The sequence below is a fragment of the Microcystis sp. M049S2 genome (assembly GCF_020245625.1).
GTDB lineage: Bacteria > Cyanobacteriota > Cyanobacteriia > Cyanobacteriales > Microcystaceae > Microcystis > Microcystis ichthyoblabe_A.
Map to the genome: position 1 here is coordinate 1 of NZ_JADBUN010000136.1, position 20,705 is coordinate 20,705.

24 protein-coding genes and 1 pseudogene are annotated in these 20,705 nt (G+C 42.0%); 17 read left to right on the top strand and 8 right to left on the bottom strand.

Annotated features, from left to right (window positions below; all coding sequences use genetic code 11):
• Positions 1-212: 212 nt before the first annotated feature.
• A complete protein-coding gene (locus IM496_RS11615) occupies positions 213-530 on the top strand; it encodes a hypothetical protein (protein WP_287661987.1) in 318 nt (105 codons plus the stop codon).
• Positions 523-732: a hypothetical protein gene (locus IM496_RS11620; RefSeq protein ID WP_002761322.1), complete on the top strand. Its 210-nt coding sequence runs from the start codon at positions 523-525 to the stop codon at positions 730-732. Before IM496_RS11615 ends, IM496_RS11620 begins: the two co-directional genes overlap by 8 nt.
• Positions 733-993: 261 nt before the next feature.
• On the opposite strand, the gene IM496_RS11625 is transcribed toward IM496_RS11620, so the two are convergent.
• The 3 genes from IM496_RS11625 to gpmI all read right to left on the bottom strand — a co-directional run bounded on the left by IM496_RS11625 (position 994) and on the right by gpmI (position 4,048).
• Positions 994-1,710 carry a peptidase gene (locus IM496_RS11625; RefSeq protein WP_287661988.1) on the bottom strand — a complete coding sequence of 239 codons (717 nt, stop codon included), beginning with the start codon at positions 1,708-1,710 and terminating at the stop codon, positions 994-996.
• Complete coding sequence (secG, locus tag IM496_RS11630; RefSeq protein WP_002736485.1) at positions 1,711-1,944, bottom strand: preprotein translocase subunit SecG; 234 nt, start codon at positions 1,942-1,944, stop codon at positions 1,711-1,713.
• Between the two features lie 505 nt (positions 1,945-2,449).
• Positions 2,450-4,048, bottom strand: a complete 1,599-nt coding sequence (gene gpmI / locus IM496_RS11635) for a 2,3-bisphosphoglycerate-independent phosphoglycerate mutase (RefSeq protein WP_287661989.1) — start codon at positions 4,046-4,048, stop codon at positions 2,450-2,452.
• Positions 4,049-4,154: 106 nt separating this feature from the next.
• Between gpmI and IM496_RS11640 the strand changes: the two genes are divergently transcribed.
• From IM496_RS11640 to IM496_RS11670, 7 genes are all read left to right on the top strand, one after another.
• Positions 4,155-5,132 (top strand): phosphate ABC transporter substrate-binding protein, encoded by a 978-nt coding sequence (locus IM496_RS11640; RefSeq protein WP_287661990.1) that lies wholly within the window; start codon positions 4,155-4,157, stop codon positions 5,130-5,132.
• Between the two features lie 365 nt (positions 5,133-5,497).
• Entirely contained in the window at positions 5,498-5,977 is a 480-nt protein-coding gene (locus IM496_RS11645; protein WP_194013205.1) for a hypothetical protein, read from the top strand.
• 86 nt (positions 5,978-6,063) lie between these two features.
• Positions 6,064-8,976, top strand: a complete 2,913-nt coding sequence (locus IM496_RS11650; RefSeq protein WP_287661991.1) for a tetratricopeptide repeat protein — start codon at positions 6,064-6,066, stop codon at positions 8,974-8,976.
• A gap of 260 nt (positions 8,977-9,236) precedes the next feature.
• Complete coding sequence (locus IM496_RS11655; protein WP_287662003.1) at positions 9,237-9,515, top strand: GUN4 domain-containing protein; 279 nt, start codon at positions 9,237-9,239, stop codon at positions 9,513-9,515.
• A 185-nt stretch (positions 9,516-9,700) separates the two neighbouring features.
• Positions 9,701-9,823, top strand: coding sequence for a hypothetical protein (locus IM496_RS11660; protein ID WP_002753062.1), 123 nt, complete (start codon positions 9,701-9,703; stop codon positions 9,821-9,823).
• A 72-nt stretch (positions 9,824-9,895) separates the two neighbouring features.
• Positions 9,896-10,144, top strand: a complete 249-nt coding sequence (locus tag IM496_RS11665; protein ID WP_002745417.1) for a hypothetical protein — start codon at positions 9,896-9,898, stop codon at positions 10,142-10,144.
• 172 nt (positions 10,145-10,316) lie between these two features.
• Entirely contained in the window at positions 10,317-10,529 is a 213-nt protein-coding gene (locus IM496_RS11670) for a type II toxin-antitoxin system HicB family antitoxin (protein WP_002765615.1), read from the top strand.
• Positions 10,530-10,649: 120 nt separating this feature from the next.
• On the opposite strand, the pseudogene IM496_RS11675 reads toward IM496_RS11670, so the two are convergent.
• Positions 10,650-10,877: pseudogene (locus IM496_RS11675) on the bottom strand (transposase); the annotation flags it as partial.
• A gap of 433 nt (positions 10,878-11,310) precedes the next feature.
• Here IM496_RS11675 and IM496_RS11680 point away from each other — a divergent pair.
• Entirely contained in the window at positions 11,311-11,418 is a 108-nt protein-coding gene (locus tag IM496_RS11680; RefSeq protein ID WP_271926632.1) for a cyanobactin biosynthesis PatC/TenC/TruC family protein, read from the top strand.
• 10 nt (positions 11,419-11,428) lie between these two features.
• Here IM496_RS11680 and IM496_RS11685 read toward each other — a convergent pair whose 3' ends face one another.
• Positions 11,429-12,199 (bottom strand): Uma2 family endonuclease, encoded by a 771-nt coding sequence (locus IM496_RS11685; RefSeq protein WP_194013208.1) that lies wholly within the window; start codon positions 12,197-12,199, stop codon positions 11,429-11,431.
• Between the two features lie 67 nt (positions 12,200-12,266).
• Between IM496_RS11685 and IM496_RS11690 the strand changes: the two genes are divergently transcribed.
• The 5 genes from IM496_RS11690 (at position 12,267) to IM496_RS11710 (ending at position 15,483) form a co-directional block, all read left to right on the top strand.
• Entirely contained in the window at positions 12,267-12,419 is a 153-nt protein-coding gene (locus IM496_RS11690) for an anacyclamide synthesis AcyG domain protein (RefSeq protein WP_287661992.1), read from the top strand.
• Between the two features lie 346 nt (positions 12,420-12,765).
• On the top strand, positions 12,766-13,791 hold the full coding sequence (locus IM496_RS11695) for an aldo/keto reductase (protein WP_002742186.1): 1,026 nt from the start codon (positions 12,766-12,768) through the stop codon (positions 13,789-13,791).
• Positions 13,788-14,195 carry a gamma-glutamylcyclotransferase family protein gene (locus IM496_RS11700; RefSeq protein ID WP_287661993.1) on the top strand — a complete coding sequence of 136 codons (408 nt, stop codon included), beginning with the start codon at positions 13,788-13,790 and terminating at the stop codon, positions 14,193-14,195. The genes IM496_RS11695 and IM496_RS11700 overlap by 4 nt, the downstream gene beginning before the upstream one ends.
• A gap of 59 nt (positions 14,196-14,254) precedes the next feature.
• The gene (gene psb35 / locus IM496_RS11705; protein WP_002737145.1) at positions 14,255-14,455 is read left to right on the top strand and encodes a photosystem II assembly protein Psb35; all 201 of its coding nucleotides are present in this window, start codon (positions 14,255-14,257) and stop codon (positions 14,453-14,455) included.
• Positions 14,456-14,700: 245 nt separating this feature from the next.
• Positions 14,701-15,483, top strand: a complete 783-nt coding sequence (locus IM496_RS11710; protein WP_287661994.1) for an endonuclease/exonuclease/phosphatase family protein — start codon at positions 14,701-14,703, stop codon at positions 15,481-15,483.
• Between the two features lie 183 nt (positions 15,484-15,666).
• Here IM496_RS11710 and pyrR read toward each other — a convergent pair whose 3' ends face one another.
• A complete protein-coding gene (pyrR, locus tag IM496_RS11715) occupies positions 15,667-16,200 on the bottom strand; it encodes a bifunctional pyr operon transcriptional regulator/uracil phosphoribosyltransferase PyrR (protein ID WP_150976025.1) in 534 nt (177 codons plus the stop codon).
• Positions 16,201-16,343: 143 nt separating this feature from the next.
• On the opposite strand from pyrR, the gene IM496_RS11720 reads away from it, so the two are divergent.
• The gene (locus IM496_RS11720) at positions 16,344-17,741 is read left to right on the top strand and encodes an amidase (protein WP_287661995.1); all 1,398 of its coding nucleotides are present in this window, start codon (positions 16,344-16,346) and stop codon (positions 17,739-17,741) included.
• Here the strand turns inward: IM496_RS11720 and IM496_RS11725 are convergent.
• Together IM496_RS11725 and IM496_RS11730 are read right to left on the bottom strand one after the other, a co-directional pair.
• The gene (locus tag IM496_RS11725; RefSeq protein ID WP_287661996.1) at positions 17,734-19,608 is read right to left on the bottom strand and encodes an ABC transporter ATP-binding protein; all 1,875 of its coding nucleotides are present in this window, start codon (positions 19,606-19,608) and stop codon (positions 17,734-17,736) included. The two genes, IM496_RS11720 and IM496_RS11725, sit on opposite strands and share 8 nt — an antisense overlap.
• A gap of 33 nt (positions 19,609-19,641) precedes the next feature.
• Complete coding sequence (locus IM496_RS11730; RefSeq protein WP_287661997.1) at positions 19,642-19,857, bottom strand: hypothetical protein; 216 nt, start codon at positions 19,855-19,857, stop codon at positions 19,642-19,644.
• 170 nt (positions 19,858-20,027) lie between these two features.
• Between IM496_RS11730 and IM496_RS11735 the strand changes: the two genes are divergently transcribed.
• The gene (locus IM496_RS11735; protein WP_287233982.1) at positions 20,028-20,663 is read left to right on the top strand and encodes a FeoA family protein; all 636 of its coding nucleotides are present in this window, start codon (positions 20,028-20,030) and stop codon (positions 20,661-20,663) included.
• Positions 20,664-20,705: the final 42 nt, after the last annotated feature.

Genomic DNA, 20,705 nt, shown 5'->3' on the forward strand with positions numbered 1-20,705 from the left:
ACTTGCGTGGGAATAATATCCCAATCGATCGGAGGGCGCAAGCTTTGCGCCCCTACAGTAACGGATTTTGTCCACAATGTAGGGGCGAACTGCGTTCGCCCAAAAGGTACATTATCAAAGCGCAAGTCCATAAGGGGGGTGCTGATCCCCCCTGCCCCCCTTGATAAGGGGGGTGTTTGACAACTTTTAACACCTACTTACTTATACTTATAATGAATCAACCTAACGAAATTCAAAGGCAGCAACATCAGAGATTTACAGAGATTTTTAATCAGGGAAAACAGCGTTATATTCAAGCTGTCGGCAATAGCAAAAGCTATCTTTCCAGTGTCAAAGGAAAAGATTATTTATCAGACGAAGAAAGAGAAGAAGCGAAACAATTACTCAAACAAATATTTCAAACCCCAACAATCCAACTTAATCAGCGTGATTCAGACATGGCTAGAGGAAATAGAGGTGTAGATGAACTAAAGAGTTGGTCAATAGTGGGTAAAATGTTTGTGTATAGGACATTTTTTCCCCATGACTAAACCCTTAGACTCCCTGAAACAGCCCAATCCCTCAGAAAAAACAGCCCCTAGAGATGATTGGTTAGATAGCGAACTATCTCGTTTAGAAGATTATGAACCTTACGATTGGGGAGAAATAGATCCCTTAATGTTAGGCAAACCCGTACAATATGTTTCTAGTATTGGCTTAGTTGTCGAGGGTGGCAAAGATTGGGGTTGCTGATTTGCAATAGGAATCTTCTTGTGTGGGGTTTTTAAAACCTAGAGCCAAACTAACTTTTGGATAGGATGCACAGTTGGCATTCATAGCTTGAGTCAGCAACACCCCTCCCCAGCAACCCAAGTTAATCAGTGCGATTAAAACATGGCTAGAGGAAATAGAGGTTTAAGCGATGGTTAATCTTCTGGATCTTAGTCAGTTATACTAAGTATATCCATAACTTATACTTTTTAATAGCAGAACCGACTGAAGAGCAATATTTACCTATTCAGGTATTAGATACCCTAGCTGATCCATCTGCCAACCTAACTGAGTTGGCTGCTGATAAACCTTTTTTAAAGTGTTAATATCCCGGCTAGAAATCGGGGCAATATCTCTAGTTTGAGCGAAATACATCACATCCGTCTCTAGGGGACTATGACCCCAAATTCCCAAAGCGTGACCTAATTCGTGCCGCGCTGCCGCTAAGGCCGACCGATCGGCTAAATTAGGACTAATCTGGATACTCATCCGATGAGTTAAGCGATTTTCCTTGACAAAAATCTCGTATTGTGTTATGGCAGAACGCACCCGGGGCAGTTCTAACTTACCAGTTTCGACATTAAAACGGACTCCCGACGGCGGTAACTCCCGTTTAATGAGGATATCGGCCAATTCTGCCCGATTTACCAACTCCATCGGCAAATACTGCCCCCATTCAGCGATCGCCTGTTGTACCAAACTCAGCCAAGAACTGCGATCGCTGTGAACATAAATCTTCACGGGAAATTGCGACCAAATCAACGCCCCCACGGGACTGATTTCCACGGCATCAAAATAATCCCCGGACTGGTTTTGCTCTTGCCATTGGGCTAAATTAGCGGGTAAAGGATGGGTTTTTAACTCTGGTAGCGATCGACTGTCGGCGATCAAAGAATAGGAAAACAGCAAAAGACTCGCCAAGGCTGCGAGTCCTAGAAAAGAGAACCGACCTCTTAGCATTTAGCGATTTAACCAGCCGGCGCTCAGTACAATAGTTAGGGTGATAAATACCGTCCCCAACGCCCAAGTCACCTGATTTAAGGTTTTTTCCGCCGTTTTTGCGCTGGTAAAAATCTGTGATTGACCGCCAATACCGCCAATACCATCCCCTTTGGGACTGTGTAATAACACCAAAATCGCCAGAAAGGCCGCCGCCAGCGCCCAAATAATCTGTACTACCAGCACCACTGTCATGATTATTACTCTCTATTTTCCATTACAAAGTATAGCAGTTATCATCAGTTATCAGTTATCAGTTATCAGTTATCAGATGTAAGTTTTAAATTTTTATGGCTCTCTCGGAAATTGGCTGAAAAATGTTCATTATCTTACATTCAAAGATGCCCTACGCCCTTTCTTCGATAAGATTTGCTGATCAGCATAACTACAAGAGAGCGGTTTTTATTGGTCATTTTTCTGCTAATTAGGGCTTGCTGAATAATGGTGAAATATAGACGAGGTAAGGGTTGTAGGGTCTTATTTCGCGAAACAGGTGCAAGATTTTGAGAGAATCGTGCTTCCAAACCTTGCGTCTTCATCGGCCCGCGTCCTGTAGGGGCGAAGCATTCGGGCAATAACCTATCGGTGAAACCGGAGATTTTCTATCCGAATGCTTCGCCCGTACTTTTTGCCGCAAACCCTAATTAGCCAATTTTTTAATTATTTCCACTGATTACTGATTACTGATTACTGATCACTGTTAAAGCGAGATGCGGACGGGAGTGCGACTGGCTTTAATTTCCACTTCGGCCGGTTTAATCAGCGATCGCCCGGTCATTTCTATCGGGACGGGAATAGAGAGAATTTCCAGGATAGTGGGGGCAATATCGGCTAAACGACCATCATCCCGCAACTGCACATCGCCACCGTGGCCGGGTATTTTTCTCCCTTCCCCTTCAATTAAAATTAAAGGAACGGGATTAGTCGTGTGGGCCGTCCAAGGATTACCCGACTCATCCACCATCGTTTCCGCGTTACCGTGGTCGGCAGTGATTAACACTGTTCCCCCCAATTTATTGACGCTACTTAACAACTTAGCCAAGCATAGATCCACCGTTTCCACTGCTTTCATGGCCGCGTCTAAAATGCCCGTATGACCCACCATATCGGGGTTAGCGTAATTGACCACCACGAGACTATAGATACCCTGTTCGATCGCCCCACAGACCGCTGCTGTCACCGCGGCTGCCGACATGGCCGGCGCTTGGTCATAGGTGGCGACTTTTGGACTAGGAATTAATTCGCGCACTTCTCCCTCAAAGGGTTTTTCTAACCCCCCATTAAAAAAGTAGGTGACGTGGGGATATTTTTCGGTTTCTGCACAACGAAACTGTTTTAATCCCTGTTGAGCGATCACCTGTCCTAAAATATTATTTAAATTCTGGGGAGCAAAAGCCACATCTACCGGTAATTTCGGATCGTATTGGGTGAAAGTGACAAAACTGAGGGGAGAAATTAAATCTCGATCGAAATCTTCAAAATCGGGCATAGTCAGGGCATAACATAACTGTCTAGCTCGATCGGGACGGAAATTATAGAATATCACCCCATCGTCCGCTTCGATCGCCCCCGGGGCAATTCTGGTGGGGGGAATAAATTCATCGGTAATATTTTGATCATAAAATGCCTGTAATACTTCAGTAATCGATCGCCCGTCGATACCTTGATCACTGGTCATCACGTTATAGGCTTTTTCCACCCGATCCCAACGGCGATCCCGATCCATGGCATAATAACGGCCACTGAGAGTCACCATGCGACCGAGTTTAATTTTATTAATATGTTCTTGAATCCGTTTAATCGCCAGCATCCCGTCGGTGACGTTGGTATCGCGACCATCGGTGATGACATGAATGCAGACATCGCTAATCCCTTGCACTTTCGCTAAGTCTAATAATCCCAGTAAGTGATCGAGATGGGAATGAACTCCCCCCTCGGAACATAAACCAATCAGGTGTAATTTGCTTTTTTTGGGGCGAATCTCGGCGCAGAGTTTTAATAAAGCCTGATTTTGTTGAATCGAACCATCTTCGATCGCATCGGAAATCCGTACTAACTCTTGTGGTACAACCCGCCCCGCTCCGATATTGAGGTGGCCAACTTCCGAGTTGCCCATCTGTCCTTCTGGTAGTCCCACATCCTTAGCGGAGGTGCGGATTAAGGTGTGGGGATAAACTTCCCAGAGACTATCCATAATCGGGGTTTTCGCCATTGCGATCGCATTATCCGACCTTTGCGGGCGATAACCCCAACCATCAAGGATAACCAGTACGACTGGGGATATAGGTGCGTGGGTCATGATATACAGTCCTAAATTAAGAGTGGATTTCCATGCACTAAGATAATATCATCGAAACTTCCATTGATCACCGGTGTCGGGGCGATCGACCCCCTAATGTCAGCAAATGATGGGTATGTCTCAAAAAAACGAAACAACTGCTTTAATAATCGCTCTTTTAGCCACTGCGGGCATTTTAGGTGGAGGTTACTTCTGGCTGCAAAGTCAATGTGCTGCGGGTCAAGAATTTTTTCTCTGTGGCAGCAGTAAAAGTCCGCAAAAATCCCCCACATCGGGAAGTGCCTCCTCTCCCCTACCCCCTCCCCCCTCACCCCAGCGAGTGGTCAGTTTTGCCCCACGGACTTCTATCCCCAGTGGCACGACAATTCGCATTAACGGCTCCACCAGTATGGTACAGATTAATCAAGCCTTAAAAGCCGCTTTAACGGCCAAATTTCAGGGGGTAGAGGTCTTGACAAATGCTCAAGGATCTGATAAGGGATTAGAGGAAGTAGCCCGGGGGGCGATCGATATTGCGGCGGTGTCACGACCTTTAACCGAGTCAGAACGCTCTCAGGGATTGGCTTCTAGTCCGATCGTTCGAGATGCGATCGCTGTTGTAGTGGGAGTAAAAAATCCCTTTGCGGGGGGGTTAACCACTGCCCAAGTTAAAGATATTTTTACCGGAAAAATCACCTCTTGGTCGGAGGTGGGCGGTTCTGCTGCTACTATTCAAGTGATTAATCGTCCCCCTATTAGTGGCACTTATCAAAGTTTTCGTCAGGAAGTGCTGCAAGGGGGAGAATTTGGTACGGGAACTAATTTTCAAATGATGGAGAGGGATGCCACCACCCCAATTTTGCGAGTTTTGGGACTGAATGGCATTAGTTACGCAACCTATAGCCAAATTGCCGACCAAAAAACCGTCAGGGCGCTCGCTGTGGACGGAATTTCAGCCAGTGAACCTAATTATCCCTGGCAGCGTACCCTTTACTACGTTTACAAAGAACCTGCTAGTGAAGCGGTCAAAGCTTTTATGGGTTTTGTGGCCTCTAGTGATGGTCAAGAAGCGATTTTTCGGGCCAATGAAGACCTACAAAAGTAGTTAGCGAGAATATCTGAAAATCTGGGAAATTTTACCTAAAATGTCGGATGAATGCCCCCGCTACATTTTTCGACTGTATAAAGACTAGACACCTCCAATTCTAATTAGCTAGAATGCTAGAATTGCCCCAAGGCCCGCTAATTGTTATTGTGAGATTATGACTGGGAGACAAAAAAACCCTACTTATACTCTTTGGGACACAGAGAGTCTGCCTCGGTGATAGGAAACTATTACGCCAGTTAGTGCCTTCTTTAGGGAAGAGCAAAACCTGCGGAGGCTGAGTAAGACCAAAGCTAAGGAACCACTCGCTTTTAGCGACGAGTATGTCACTATTACCAGACTAATTGAAGGTGAAGAATTAAGCTATGAACAAAAATCGTCTGAATGAGATTGAGTCCCATCTTGACAAGCTTTACGAACAGAAGTATGGTATCGAGACTGCTCTGATTTTGGCCTCCCCAGAGGAACAGACTAGGTTGCGACAAAGAATTCAAATTCAAATCAGTCCTCAAATTGGGAAATATGAGCAAGAATACTGGCAAATTATCGCTAACCAGTCCAATCTAGTTGAAATTTCAGAATCTGAAGCGGAAGTTGTTGTTGCTGAATTTGTGAAAGGAGTCGGACAACTTCAGGGAGAAAATGCAGAAGTTATAGAATATTTGCAAAAAATCCTTGCTAAAGTCGAAGAACCTGACTCTACAGCCGCCGCTAAACTTGAAACGGTTATTTCTTCGATTCCCCCTTTTGTGGGAATTTCCATAAAAACTGAGTTGGATATAAAAAACTTTTTAAATCGCCATTTTCCTACTTTGATGAAGGCGGTGCAACGCCTAAAAAAGTAGGCGGTGTAAATCCACTCTTAGCTTCCAAAAACTCATTAGAGGTTGAGCGAGGATATGCTGATTCTCACTCCTTATCTCGTGTTGCGTTGCCTCAGTTAGATGAACCTACCTTTACGGGACGGGAAGCAGAACTCAAGCAACTAGAGGAACAATTATTTAATCAGTCTGGTTCTCGTGTTTGTAGTATTGTTGGGCTTTCGGGTGGTGGCGGTATTGGTAAAACAACTTTAGCCTATCATTTTGCAACCATTCACAAAGATAAATTTCCTGATGGGGTCATCGGCTTCAAGGTAGATGGGAAAAATCTTTATGAAATTGCTCGTAAATTTGTAAATGAGTGTTTAAAGTTTTCTGGGGAAAAAGTTGATTCAGAAGAAGATCAAGGAGCAGAAAAGGCGGCAATTCTCATGCAAGAGACGTTTGCTCACCGTCGGATGCTGTTAATTTTTGATGGTGCAGTCGATCCAAAAATTCGGCATTTGCGTCCTGGTGGCAATCTCTGTTCCGTGATTATTACGACTCGCAATCGTGAGCTTTCGGCCTTTTTAGGTATTCCTTCGGAAGCAACTATCGATCTCGATCCATTGCCAGAAGAAAAAGCCTATCAATTATTAGAAAAAATTTTAGGATTAGAAAGAGTCAAAGCAGAATCAGAAGCGGCTTATGAAATTATTCGTTTGGTCGGTTGTCTTCCTCTAGCGTTACAAATTACAGGTAAGGGATTGCGGGATACCTCTCAACGTCTTGCCGATTATCGAGTTCTTTTACAGCAAGAAAGAACTCGCCTGTCTCTACTGGAAGTATGGGGTGATGAGGAGCTTAATATGACAGCTTCTCTGAACATAAGTTTAGAAAGGTTGAGTCAAGACCAAAAAGATTTTTTTGCTTGTTGTAGTGTTTGTGCAGAAGATGGTTTCGCTTGGCAAACGGCGGCGGCAGCAGCAGGTTGTCAAAATGAGGTTGATGCTCGGCAGAAATATTTGAAAGTTTTGTCTAATTTATCGTTGCTAAATTCTGCTGAAACGGGAGATAATCGCTTTGTTTTTCATACTTTAGTGCGTGTATATGCCAGAAATTTGGCTGAAGAAAATAATTTATTAGCGATTGCTCAGGAACGTCATGCTAAGTTTTTTATCGAGTGGTTACAATCCCCTGAATTAGAAAATATAGAGGTTATTCCTGAAGTTGCTGAAAGTCTTGATGATGTAATTTTAGCGGCTCAGTGGTTACAGAATCAGAATCAAGAAAGTCTAACAGAGCAGGATAAAAAAGAACGTTATGAATTTATCTTAAAATTACAGCCACTCTTTGAAGAAAATGGTTATTACGAAAAAGCCATAAAATTAATGAAAACATTTCAGTCTTGGGCTGAAGAGGCTAAAGATTGGAATGCTGTTGTTAAATATCAAATGCACGAAGCACGTTATTTATCCCTTGCCGAAAAGTTTGAAGAGGCCGAGAAAATTATCAAAGAAGCTGCAACTCATTTAAAAAATCTCAAAAGTTTGAGCTACAGTAAATATAAGAAACGTAAAGCCAAACTATTGAATGTATTAGGGATAATTTTTCAGAAACAAGGTAAGATCGAGAAAGCAATTAGGGCTTTTAAAGAACAAGTTGTTATCGGTGAAGAAATTGGAGATGATAAAGCATTATGTATTACTTATAGTCGTTTAGGAAAACTGCTTCTATCTCAAGGGCAAGTAGAGAATGCCCAAAAAGTTTTTGAAAGAGAAATTGAGGTTGCATCAGCTATTCAAGATTTTTTTGAACTTGCTATTGCTTTAGGTAACTTAGGACAGTTATTTATGTCAAGCAGACAATTTAGCCAATTCAAAGCAGCAAAACGACTTTTTAAGCAACAAATTTTAATCGCTCAAAAAATACAAGATTGGCAAGGTGTGTTAGTGGGATTAAGTTGTTTAGGAAGATTTTTTCAAAAGCAGCGTAAATTCCAAGAAGCTCAAATAACTTTTGAAACGGCAATTAAGATTTCAAGAGCGAAAAATAGATATCTTGAGCTTTCAAGTTTTCTAAACCACTTAGGGATATTATTGAAAGAAAAAAATAAATCTGATGAAGCTATTTCTGTATTAGAAGAAGCAGCCACTTTGTCTTTGAATTTTGGGCATAATCAAAGAGCGGTAGGTATTTATATGATTTTGGGCGGATTATACCGTTCTAGTGGGGACTTTGATAATGCTTTACGTTGTTTTTTAAGTGTAGTAAAACTCAAAGAATATCTTAAACATAGCAATGATTTAATTCAATCATTAAGGGGTTTGGCACAAGAATTTCATCGTAAAAGAAAATTTGAACAAGCATTAGACGCAGTGAATGCTATGTTAAGTTTATGTCTAGCTGGTAATCAAAAAAAATCGTTGGCAATTGGGTATCATCGCCTAGGGTTAATTCAACTTTCTAATAAGAGAATTTTTGAATCACAGGATGCTTTTGAGAATGAAATTTTAGTTGCTTTAGATATTAATGATTCTTCTCAACTTGCTATTGGTTTACGAAGCTTAAATGGTTTATATGATCGATTAATTAAAAAAAGTAATTTTGTTGATGCTGAAAATCTTCTTAAAAGACTAATAGTAATTTTTCATAAATATAATTCTCAAGTTGAAGTTGTTATTACATTAAACCGTTTAGGAAAATTACTTGAAAAACAGGGGAAATTAGCAGAAGCACAACAAGTTTTTGAACAACAAGCTTTAATCAATCAAGAACTTCGAGATCAATTCCAAATTTCTACTAATTTAAAAAAAGGAAAAATGCTCAAAGTTGGTGTGATTGTTTTTATCAAGCAAAACGAAAAAGATAATTTACTTTGGGGAAGAATTGCGCCGAATGATCAGAGTCCACACATTCATTTTAATGAAAAATTTGTCGGCTCTGAAATTGTCTCAAAGCTAACCAAAGGAACTGTAGTGTTAGTAGAATGGGAGGAAAAGTCTGGAAAATTCTATGCCAAAAGAATTGAAGTTATGGAGTAAAAATAATAATTTACGGTGGATTCATGTTCGTTATAATACATTCTCCACGCTAAAAGGCTTATCCAATAAGGAATTAATTGACTGTGCCAGATGAATAAAGCAACCACCGTGGCAGTCAAGCTATAGTTAGCCAACGAACAAAAAACAGAGTTTGGATTGTCAAACCCTTAATAAAAACCCTAATCAACCGACTTATTCCTTATCTTCTCATTAGTTAAGGTGCGATCGCTGTCTGACAGGAGGTTCTAAGAAGATGATCGCTGTTCGATCGCAAAACAGGTGAGCTAATGCTGGCGGCCGCTAAACGAGAAAAAGAAGGATGGATAGACAGCAAATCCGCCGAGAAGTTTTCCTGTGAGGATTTGCGGATGATCGATCGAGAATGGTTAAATGCTTCGGGAAGAAAGTTTGGCTTTTCCGTACAATTGGCTATCTACAAGCAGAAAGGCAACTCGATCGGTGACTATAATTCGGGAGCGTGGCGACGTTTTGGGGACGCAGTAGTTTCTTTCGCTCGCGCTGCGGCTTGTGAATTGTAGCATATAAAGCGTTTCGCAGTTTTTCCAAACTCCGATCCTACAGGGGTTCAACACGAGGTTATCAGGGGTTCCGCGATTCGATACCTGTCACCGTCACCCCAGGAGGGTAAATGCCATTTTCCCCTACATAATCTATGGTTTATAATTACGATAGATATTAACCAGCGCAAGTTAGGAGTAAATACTTGTCAAAAAAGAAATTTCGTAAATCTGTTGAAAGCATTCGTTATCAAATTCTGAACCATCATCAAAAAATTGCCAATGAGGAACAAAAAGAATCCCCCGATGAAAACTTAATTAATTACTGAGAAAGAGAAATTAAAGGTTTAGAAAAAAGTTTATCTAGAGCAGAAAAGCGATTAAACAGAGGAAAATAAGCAATGATTTCAAACACTGAAAAACCCTTGAAAGTCAACTCTACCTTGGCCACTCTATTATCTGAATTAGGTGAAGAATGCGAGGCGGTTTTATTCTTACTAAGTCAGCTTAAATTACCAAGCCTAACTGATGACCAAAAAGGGGATATTTTGGCAGAATTAATAGGCTCAATTACTCACTTGCACGTTCATACCGAAAATTTACCTGATTTAATTGGGGATGAAATTTTAGCTTTGCCAGATGATCAATAATGTTATGATGATTCTTTGTTCTCTGGTTCAGTAGTAGTAGGTTGGGTTGAGGCACGAAACCCAACACAAAGCCTATAATTGTTGGGTTTCACTCTGTTCAACCCAACCTACATAACTTATCAAATCAAACAAATTCGTAATCTAATTTTAAAATATAAATTAGGAGGGAAAGATGAAAATTCGCTATGAATTAATTATTTATTGGAGTGAGGAAGATCAAGCTTTTATTGTTGAAGTTCCAGAATTAGCAGGATGTATGGCAGATGGAGAAACCTATCAAGAAGCTGTACAAAATGCTGAACTTGTTATTCAAGAATGGATTGAAACTGCCAAACAACTAGAACGAATCATTCCTGAACCAAAAGGACGACTATTATTTACCTAATGATAAAGTTTCTCTCGCTGCGACTTGTGAATCGTAGCATATAAAGCGTTTCGCAGTTTTTGCAAAATCCGACATTTAAAGAATGAACAGGAGTCGCCAGCTTAAATCTGAATTGACGATTGTGTAGGGGCGTTCATAAAACGCAATGATTTCTCCAAACCAGTTTCTGATTGTTTGACAACTCTTGGTAAAAATACTGGAGGATTTTGCCAACCATTCCGAGATGGATAGCAGTCCTTCTGTCGGATTCTCTGAGGTTTCGTGAATCTTTCTGAATTCTTCCTTTAACTCCTGCATCTTTTTCAAATTTGGTCAATTTTTTTTGATAGCTTCTAGTTTAATTTTTTGGTCATTATATCAAATCTTAGCTCGATTGTCTATCTTTTGGTATTAATCGGCTTGTGCCTCAAGTCTATCCCTGTATAGATTTCAGCTATTTTTGAGTGTAGGCACTTTCATCGAATTTTATTTTAAGTTAATTATTTGCATAACAAGTACCGAAGAACCAAATTTATCAAGGTTGTAGAACGTTCAAAGGTGCTGAGAGAAAATTGGAAAAATGGATAAGAATAGGCGAAATATCATATCAAAGTAGTGCCAGTATAATCCAGAAGCAATCGAACTGCGTGCGCCCAAATTATCCCTATTCTTCCTTCCACACAAAAACCAGAAGAGCCAAGGTGCGCCAGAACCAGCAGCCGCTGCCGAGAATGTTGACCAACCAACCACGGAAAAACCCAAGATTGAGCAATCAGAAACAACTCAACCTAAAGCCAAATACATTCCCGCCACTGGTTTAGAAGATTACGGACGCTGGAAAACCATGTTCAAAGACCGCAAAGCGAATCCCAACGATCCGCCGTTTCGTCGGGGTCGCATCTGGTGTTAAACACTTTCCCTTAATCTTCCGGTTCTATCCCCAAGGCCCTTAACTGTTCCGCTAGGCGATCGACTCGTTGTCGTTCCTGTTGAGTAGATTCCTGGGAAGTTAACAACAAGTTACCTTCCGCATCCCACCAGCGAAGCCAGGGAAAGAATTGATTTTGGTATTCCCCTTGCCAAATTCCTAACTCTACCTTTAAAGGAGTAATGGGATAATGACCGCGCTGATTAGGAGTCATTTTTTGGTAACGACCATTAACTAACTGGTACATCTCGATCTGGGCCTTGTTAACCTCATAAATTCCATAAAAAGGAATTTGAATCGCTCGCTCATAGATCCAAAATTTACCCTTAACAGGCGTTTTATCCCGTTCTTCTTCACCGTTGCCAGAGACAAATTCCAAGGCAATAACAGGTTCAATGGTTTCTTTCCACATCACAAAAGAACGGCGGACTTGACCATCAATAGTCGTGGGGACATGGGGAACATAAAACCAATCGGGAGCAACAGCACCCTTTTCTAGGGATTCTGGATGCTCTGGCAATCGCCAATAAATCCCACAATCTCGACCCAGACAGTAATTACCGTCAGGATGTAATTGCTCTAAAAGGGGTGTGATAGTATCCGTTAAAAGGTCTGCTTGGGGAGGCTCTTGATAGTTTTTCACAAAACTTCCATCTTTATCGGGGAGTTGGGTGTGGTCGGGTAAAGGGGAAGAGCAATACACCGTTGCAGAAGGTTCCTGAATTGTGTTTGAGGATTGTACCGTTTGGGTCATTGAACTCATCTTTAATTCCCCTATTTTTGTTATCTAGCTTTTATTCTATAACTGTTCTTGAAAACCTGCAAAAACTATGCCTGATCTCAATGCTATCCCCGGAATTACTGCTCTTCGCTCCCAGACAAAAGGCGATCCACTCATCAAAATCGCTGTTCTTGATGGACCAATTGATTTAGATATCGCCTGTTTCCAATCAGCAAATATTACCCGCCTTGATCCCTATTAGTCGGAAGAATTTACCATCGATCCGCAACACTTACAAGCCTTTTTAGATATAGAAGAAAGTGGCAAAAGTGAGGAAGAAAAAGAGCATCTGTTGAAAGAAGTAATCCCCGAGGAAAACATCCGCAACAGTTTGCATTTGCGCTTCCATGCTAACCATATTATCAGCACCATTTGTGACCAGCCAGATTCACCGCTCCCCGCTCCCCGCTCCTTTATACCTTCTCAACGGAATTTAGTATAACCACTGAGGCCAGGGTTAGCTTATGAAAATTGTCTCAAATGTACTTAGCAAAAATGTCGATCAAATTCAATTATAATTAACTTCTTATTCAAAATTTTAGTTAATTATGCGTTACAAACTTTTAGGTAATAGTGGTCTGCGAGTTTCCGAACTATGTCTAGGGACGATGACATTCGGGGAAGATTGGGGTTGGGGAGCGGATAAAGAGGAAAGTCGGGCGGTTTTTCAGGCTTTTGCGGAAGCGGGCGGCAATTTTCTCGATACTGCTAATATCTACACTAACGGAACCAGTGAAACATTAGTGGGGGAATTTGTCAAGGGCGATCGAGAAAAATGGGTAATCGCCACGAAATATTCTCTCAACACCCGTCCCGGGGATGTCAATGCCTGCGGAAATCATCGAAAAAACCTCTTTCAGGCGGTAGAAGCTAGTTTAAAGCGTTTAGGTACTGATTACATCGATTTACTCTGGCTTCATATTTGGGACTCTCTCACTCCTATGGAGGAAGTGATGCGTGCTTTCGATGATTTGGTCAGGATGGGAAAAGTGCTTTATATCGGCATTTCTGACAGTCCTGCTTGGATTGTCTCCCAAGCAAACACCCTAGCCACCCTACGGGGATGGACACCCTTTATCGGACTACAAATAGAATATTCTCTCAAGGAACGCACCCCCGAACGGGAATTATTGCCTATGGCCAAAGCATTAAACATCGGGGTGACAGCTTGGAGTCCCCTGGGAGGAGGAGTTTTAACGGGAAAATATAATCAACCCAACCCCGTCGATGGTCGTTTAAGCATGACCGACCAACCTTTTCAAATTCTCGATCGCGATCTGAAAATTGCCGAGACTGTCCTGGAGATTGCCAGAGAAATCGGGAAATCACCGGCACAAGTGGCGTTAAATTGGCTCAGAAATCGCCCTAACCCCATAATTCCTATCATTGGCGCTCGAAGATTGTCCCAATTGCAGGATAATCTCGCCTGTGTGGATTTTAACCTGACTGGGGAACAGCTGCAACGACTTGATAATATCAGTGCCATTTCCCTCGGTTTTCCCCAGGAACTTTTAGCCAGTCAATTTGTTCGCGATATCCTATTAGGAGGAGTAGCGGCACAATTAGACCGATGATGGAAGTTTTTGTTTATGGAACCCTGAAACCCAGGGAGAGTAACTATTCTGCCTACTGTGCAGGAAAAGTGATCAACTCTAGAACCGCCTACACAAAGGGGCATTTATACCATCTTACCGCCCTCGGTTATCCCGGACTGACCGAGGGAGAGGGCTGGGTGAAGGGAATTTTATTGACTTTTAACGCAGATTATGATATTGGGCTTTTGGATGGTTTGGAAGATTATCAACCCGGCAGATCTCCAGAAGAAAACGAGTATCAGCGTCGCAGAATCCCTATTTATAATCTAGAGCGAGAATTGATCGGCGAAGCTTGGGGATATATGATGACACCGGCAAAAATAGCTTTTCATGGCGGAGTTTGGCTGCCTTCTGGTTGGTGGACCAGTAGCGATCGAGAATAGGGATGAGGGGGCCGATTCTGTTAAGATATACAAATTAAAAGCTTAATCGTGAAAAAATTATGTATCTACTCCTAGAAGTGGCCAGTGGCAAATTCCCCGTTTATTTCGTGGCAGTTTATGTGGTCGGTTTTCTGGCTGCTGTCACCATCGGTTCGATCGCTTGGTATAATTCTAAGCGCCCAGTTGGTTGGGAAGATGCCCAAAGACCGGATATTATCCCCGAAGTGAAGACAGATATAGATTCTGATTCTCGATCCTAGAAAAAGGCAGTTATCAGTTATCAGCTTCTCAAGGCAAGAGGCAAGGGGCAAAACACAGAATCTGGCAATTCTCCTACCTAAAAAGAAGGTTAGAAACTAAGCACATCAAAGCTTTTAGCTTAACAAATTAGGTTTTATGTTCGGACTTTGTTATCAGATGTGGGTTTTTAGTTCACTGGTTACTGATTACTATTCACTGACAGAACTACCCATTCCCTTCCATCTTCCCTATTCTCCATTTTGCTATGAAACTAACAGCGATGTCCTTTAATATTCGCTACGATAAACCCGATCCTGATGAGCGTAATTGGCGAGTAAGAAGGGAAGCAGTAGCGGCTTTAATTGCTCACTATTCTCCTGATATAATTGGTACTCAGGAAGCTCGCGCTAATCAACTATTGGATCTACACCGTTTATTGCCAAAATACCAAAGTTTAGGCAGCGATCGCAGAGGGACAGGATTAGATGAACATTGTGCGATTTTATATCAACCAAGTCGGTTAAAATGTTTAGAAATTTACGAATTTTGGTTATCAGAAACTCCCGATATTATTGGCAGTATTACTGAAGCTTGGGGTAATCCCTATCCCCGCATGGTAACGGGGGCTAAATTTCGCACTCTTGAGGGGCAAACTTTGCAGTTTTATAACACCCATCTCGATTACTATAGCGACAAAGCTAAGGACTTAGGTGCGAAGTGCATACAGGAGCGTTTTTGTCAACTAGATTTAACAGAAGATTACCTATTTTTAACGGGGGATTTTAATGTTAATTCTCAACGATTACCCCGTCAGATTTTAACTCAACCTCTGCAGTCAGAAATTAAATTAAAGGACGCTTTAGCCGATTTGGAATTAGCGGAACAAATGAGCTTTAATAATTACACCGATACCCCTTATTTAGCCATCGATACCATTTATTATGATAACCGTTTGCAGTTAGATTGGGCAAAAGTCGATCCTTGCCGTTGGCTGAATCTTATTCCCTCCGATCATTATCCCGTAATTGCTGCTTTTACCTTGCCCTAAAAAAGATTATTTCTGTATTTAGCAAATATATAGAGGGTGAAAGCTTCAGCAGACTTTAGTAATTCGATGGTTAAATTTGTTCAGTGTTTTCAACAGGAAAAAATTCAATAAGTGATATTTTTTCCGATATTATCGAGGCAATTCTGTTTATTTTCCTCTGGGGATTAGTTACCAATTATCTGTTTATTTGATTAATTCTACCCCATCTTTGCCGTCAATCTCCTGTAGATAAACTCTTACCTGTTCCTCGGCTGCGGTGGGGAGTTTTTTGCCCGTAAAATCTGGGTGAATTGGTAATTCCCGATGACCACGATCAACGAGAACTAATAAGCGGATTTTTTGCGGTCTGCCATACTCAATAATAGCATTAAAAGCGGCGCGGATTGTGCGACCCTTATAGATAACATCATCAACTAAAATCACGGTTTTTCCCGTGACATCTAGGGGCATTTTGGTTTTAGCAGGAGTGCGGGTTTTAATGCGATCAAGATCGTCGCGATAGAAGGTAATATCGATCGCTCCCACGGGAACTTTTACCCCTTCTAAGCTCTCAATTTGACTAGCAATTAAATTAGCTAAAGGCACTCCTCGCGTGTAGATACCGATCAAAATCAAGTTATTTAAATCGCCACTTTTTTCGATAACTTCGGAAGCTAAACGGGTAATGGTGCGACGAATTTCGTCAGCCGAGAGAATTTCAATTAACTGTGAGGTCATAATTTTCCAAGACAAGGGGGGATAGGGGATAGGGAAATTTTTACAGCAATGGTCTTTTTTTACTTTTTCCTTTTTTCTTTTAAAACCATCTTCCCACTAACGAATATAATTATTTTCACTTACCTATTTTAACTCGATCGCTCATGAGTGATGAATTATTGCAAAAATCTGCCCTAGAATTAGCCCAACTGATTCGCACTAAACAAATCTCCCCCCTAGAATTAACCCATTTATACCTCGACAGAATCGAGAAATTTGACTTTCAAATCGGTAGTTTTGTCCATGTCGCTGGGGAAAGCGCCCTAGCCACCGCCAGCATCCAAACGGAACAATTAAGTCAAATCGCCGCTACTGCCGAATTACCGCCTTTTTTTGGAGTTCCCACCGCCATTAAAGACTTAAATGCCGTCGCTGGAATGCCCGTTAGTTACGGAGTCGCCGCTTTACAGGGAAATATCGCCCAATACGACGAAGGAATCGTCACCAGAATGAAAATGGCGGGTTTTATCCTTCTGGGCAAAACTGCCACTTCCCAGTTAGGGTCCTTTCCCTACACCGAAAATCCGGGTTTTTTGCCGACTCGTAACCCCTTCAACCGCGATTATACCGCAGGAGGTTCCAGTGGCGGTGCGGCGGCGGCGGTAGCGGCGGGTTTCTGCCCGATTGCCCAGGGTTCCGACGGTGGCGGTTCCATTCGTACTCCGGCGGGTTGTTGCGGTTTGGTGGGGATAAAACCCAGTCGCGGGCGCGTTTCCTATGCCCCGGTGGGGGAATTTCAAAGCGGTATCGCCACTAACGGCATTCTTTCTAAGACGGTGGCAGATGGGGCGGCACTGCTTACCGTGATTTCGGGCTATACGACGGGCGATCCCTACTGGCTACCCGATCCGCCCTTTTCTTTCCTAGAAGCCACTCAGAGAGGCGTAAAACCCCTAAGAATCGCTTTTTCTACTTCCGTATCCCCCTTTGGCGAGGCAACTTCCGTTTATAAAAATGCTGTGATCGAGACGGCTAAAATTTTAGAGGGTATGGGGCATCATTTAACGGAGTATTCTCCCGATTTACAGGCTTTAATCGCTCCTTTTCGCCGTATTTGGCAAGCGGGGACGGCAGCGACGGGAATTCCTAAGCAGTTATTAAGTCCTCTTAATCAATGGTTATTAGAGAATTCTGGCAGCGCGGGGGAGTACCTGCAAGCAGTGCAGCAGATGCACATTATTTCGCGGCAAATTGTGGCGATGTTTGATAATTTTGATGTCTTACTTTTGCCCATTTTCCTACATCAACCCCCCGGAATTGCTGAGTGGGAAAATTTACCACCGGAAGCAGCGGTTAATAAGATGATTGCTTGGATTGCCCCTTCCCCCATTGCTAATGCGAGTGGTTTACCCGCGATTGCTTTACCCACAGGAGTGGATAGTCAGGGTTTACCCGTGGGAATTCAGTTAGTGGGTAAACCTGCTGATGAAATCACTTTGTTAGGTTTATCGGCACAATTAGAGGCAGCTAATCCTTTAGGTTTGATGGCTAATTTTAACTAGCAAGACTTTCGGTAAATTGGGGAATGGAAGCGATAAGTTTACGGGTGTAATCACTTTGGGGAGAGTTAATAATTTGGTTAGCTGTACCCATTTCCTCAATTTTACCTTTATTCATCACCATAATCCGATCGCTCATAAATCTGACGACACTTAAATCGTGGGAAATAAAGATATAAGTGAGATTAAATTCCTGCTGTAATTCTTTGAGTAAATTTAAGACTCCCGCTTGTACAGAAACATCTAAAGCAGAGACAGATTCATCACAGATAATAAACTGAGGATTTAAGGCTAAAGCGCGAGCAATACACACCCTTTGTCGTTGTCCTCCTGATAATTGATGGGGATAGCGATCAAACCAAGTAGGATCAAGTTTAACTCGTTCTAATAAATATTCTACTCGTTGCCGTCGCTTTTGGGAATTGCCGCCGGTATGATGAATAACCATCGGTTCTAAAATTGCTTTACCAATGGATAAACGGGGATTCAGGGAGTTGTAGGGATTCTGAAAAACTATCTGTAATTCCCGTCTCAGTAGTCTTAATTTTGGATCGCTGGGGTTTAATTTAGCGAGATTTTCTCCTCGGAAATAGATATTTCCAGAAGTGGCAGGAATTAAGCGCAGAATTGTCCTTGCTAAAGTGGATTTTCCGCAGCCCGACTCACCGACTAAACCGAGGGTTTCCCCCCGTTTAACGGCAAAACTGACCTGATCTACGGCATTAAAAAAGGTCTTTACTTGCCCGAAAACTCCCTTAACTGGAAATCTAACCGATAAATTTTCTACCGATAAAATATTCTCGTGATGTTGTAAACCTTCAATTCTGCTTTCTTCCTCCTGGAGAGTAATAAATTTAACTGCTGGTGGAGTAATTTCCTGTAAGTCAATAATCTTACCTTGAGAGTCTTTTTCCACTTGTAAAAAATCGCTGACGGTGGGCAATTTTTCTGGACGAGAGTTTAAGCGAGGACGACAGGCAAGTAAACCTTTTGTGTAGGGATGTTGGGGATAATTTAATACTTCTTCTTTTGTTCCCTGTTCGACAATTTCTCCTTGATACATCACGACAATTTGATCGGCAATTTCGTTAATAACTCCTAAATCGTGGGAGATAAAAACCATTGACATTTCTCGATCGCTTTTGCACAAATCTCTTAATAATCTTAATATTTCTGCTTGGACAGTCACATCTAAAGCGGTGGTTGGTTCATCGGCAATTAATAGAGTAGGATTACAAGAAATCGCCATGGCAATCATTACCCTTTGTAATTGTCCCCCCGATAATTCGTGAGGATAACGCTTGAGAATTGCCTCTTTTTGTTCTTGAATATAAGTTCTAATTTTTTCTCTGACATGACCCTTATTTTCTAAGGGAAAAGTTTCTATATACTTCTCCTCTAACTGTTCATCACTGGCTAATAAGCGCACTTCTTGCAGTAGAGAAATGGCTTGATTTTTTGCCTGTTCGGGGGTGACTTTTTGATGCAGTAAAATTGCTTCGGTGAGTTGAAACTCGATGTTATAGACTGGATTAAGAGAACTCATTGGTTCTTGGAAAATCATCGCCATTTCTCCCCCGCGATAATAACGCAATTCTTCCGAGGGAATAGATAATAAATCTACTGCTTGCATTGACTGACCTTTTGCTGGACGAAAGCAAATTTCTCCCCGGGTAATTTTTCCCGGAGAGGGAACCAATCCCATGAGTGCGAGGGAGGTGACAGATTTTCCTGAACCCGATTCCCCCACACAACCGAGAACTTGACCTTTCTGCAAGCTAAAACTAATGTTATTAACGGCGACTGTTGTTCTTTTCTGATTAGAAAATTCAACGGTGAGATGGCGAACGTCGAGAATTTTGTTATCCATAGGTCTTTAAACAGAAAGACAGATTTGATTTACTTATAAATATAGCTTTTTCTGTTCCCAGTAGCTGGGTGCAATTAATTCGTAGATAGCTGGGGGAATCTCCCTTGCAAGGGAGAATTTTTCGGCATTAAGAAGATTTTCGTCTCTGAGCGATCGCCATGGATCAGAGACTGGCGACTTTTTTAAAGAAAAAATTTTCTTTTCTGTCTCCCCTTTGGGATTACACTGGTAATTGAGAATAATTAGCATTTATTTAAGCGATCGCAAGTCTTAGACAGTTTCAAAACCGTTGACTGAGGCTGACAGTAGTGCAGTTCTCACCCTTTGGCTACTTCAGTAAACTCGATGAGCTATTAAGGAATTATTATCACTCTTGAATGAAAGACCTTCATTACCTTACCTTTGGAGATAAGAAAAGCATGGACGATAAAATTAGACCGAATGAACCAGAAAAACCAGAAAAATCGCCAAATAAAGCCCAATTTTTCCGTTGGGGTGGTAAAAAGACAGAATTAGATAATGTCACTCCCACGGGTAATGACTTTGCTGCCACTTATCCTTTAGCACAAGTGGAAATGGGAAAAACCGTCTGGTTAGTGGGATTTCAGGGGACAGGAGGGATTAATCGACTACTAGGTATGGGATTAAACCCCGGCATTCAATTACAGGTAATTAGCTCCCAACCGAGGGGATCAGTTTTAATTGGCATTCAAGACAATCGTATCGGTATCGGGGCGGAAATGGCCGAAAAAATCCTCGTTAGTGACATTCAACCGAAAAAACTGGAACCCAAAAAAGACCTAACTGAAGTAAGAACATTTCTGCGGGAGATACCCATAGGAAAAGCGGGTAAAGTCATCGGTTATGACCGAGCATTGCGCGGATACAAAGGAAAATTGTTATCAATGGGATTAACTCCGGGGACAGAGTTTACCGTTATTCGCGTCGCACCTTTGGGGGATCCCGTCGAGATTCGAGTGCGGGGATTTCATCTCAGTCTGCGTAAACAGGAGGCAGACACTTTAATCGTCGAAGAAATAGACCCAAAAAGCTAAATTTAATCATCTAAGCCTATTCATCACTCAATATCCTAAATT

Excerpts from the sequence above, each read along its gene's own strand:
- IM496_RS11620 (WP_002761322.1), top strand. The coding sequence starts at position 523 with ATGACTAAACCCTTAGACTCCCTGAAACAGCCCAATCCCTCAGAAAAA.
- secG (WP_002736485.1), bottom strand. The coding sequence starts at position 1,944 with ATGACAGTGGTGCTGGTAGTACAGATTATTTGGGCGCTGGCGGCGGCC.
- IM496_RS11640 (WP_287661990.1), top strand. The coding sequence starts at position 4,155 with ATGATGGGTATGTCTCAAAAAAACGAAACAACTGCTTTAATAATCGCT.
- IM496_RS11710 (WP_287661994.1), top strand. The coding sequence starts at position 14,701 with ATGAAACTAACAGCGATGTCCTTTAATATTCGCTACGATAAACCCGAT.
- IM496_RS11670 (WP_002765615.1), top strand. The coding sequence starts at position 10,317 with ATGAAAATTCGCTATGAATTAATTATTTATTGGAGTGAGGAAGATCAA.
- IM496_RS11690 (WP_287661992.1), top strand. The coding sequence starts at position 12,267 with ATGCCTGATCTCAATGCTATCCCCGGAATTACTGCTCTTCGCTCCCAG.
- IM496_RS11625 (WP_287661988.1), bottom strand. The coding sequence starts at position 1,710 with ATGCTAAGAGGTCGGTTCTCTTTTCTAGGACTCGCAGCCTTGGCGAGT.
- IM496_RS11725 (WP_287661996.1), bottom strand. The coding sequence starts at position 19,608 with ATGGATAACAAAATTCTCGACGTTCGCCATCTCACCGTTGAATTTTCT.
- IM496_RS11695 (WP_002742186.1), top strand. The coding sequence starts at position 12,766 with ATGCGTTACAAACTTTTAGGTAATAGTGGTCTGCGAGTTTCCGAACTA.
- IM496_RS11700 (WP_287661993.1), top strand. The coding sequence starts at position 13,788 with ATGATGGAAGTTTTTGTTTATGGAACCCTGAAACCCAGGGAGAGTAAC.
- gpmI (WP_287661989.1), bottom strand. The coding sequence starts at position 4,048 with ATGACCCACGCACCTATATCCCCAGTCGTACTGGTTATCCTTGATGGT.
- IM496_RS11685 (WP_194013208.1), bottom strand. The coding sequence starts at position 12,199 with ATGAGTTCAATGACCCAAACGGTACAATCCTCAAACACAATTCAGGAA.
- IM496_RS11720 (WP_287661995.1), top strand. The coding sequence starts at position 16,344 with ATGAGTGATGAATTATTGCAAAAATCTGCCCTAGAATTAGCCCAACTG.
- IM496_RS11615 (WP_287661987.1), top strand. The coding sequence starts at position 213 with ATGAATCAACCTAACGAAATTCAAAGGCAGCAACATCAGAGATTTACA.
- IM496_RS11730 (WP_287661997.1), bottom strand. The coding sequence starts at position 19,857 with ATGCTAATTATTCTCAATTACCAGTGTAATCCCAAAGGGGAGACAGAA.
- psb35 (WP_002737145.1), top strand. The coding sequence starts at position 14,255 with ATGTATCTACTCCTAGAAGTGGCCAGTGGCAAATTCCCCGTTTATTTC.
- IM496_RS11665 (WP_002745417.1), top strand. The coding sequence starts at position 9,896 with ATGATTTCAAACACTGAAAAACCCTTGAAAGTCAACTCTACCTTGGCC.
- pyrR (WP_150976025.1), bottom strand. The coding sequence starts at position 16,200 with ATGACCTCACAGTTAATTGAAATTCTCTCGGCTGACGAAATTCGTCGC.
- IM496_RS11645 (WP_194013205.1), top strand. The coding sequence starts at position 5,498 with ATGAACAAAAATCGTCTGAATGAGATTGAGTCCCATCTTGACAAGCTT.
- IM496_RS11735 (WP_287233982.1), top strand. The coding sequence starts at position 20,028 with ATGGACGATAAAATTAGACCGAATGAACCAGAAAAACCAGAAAAATCG.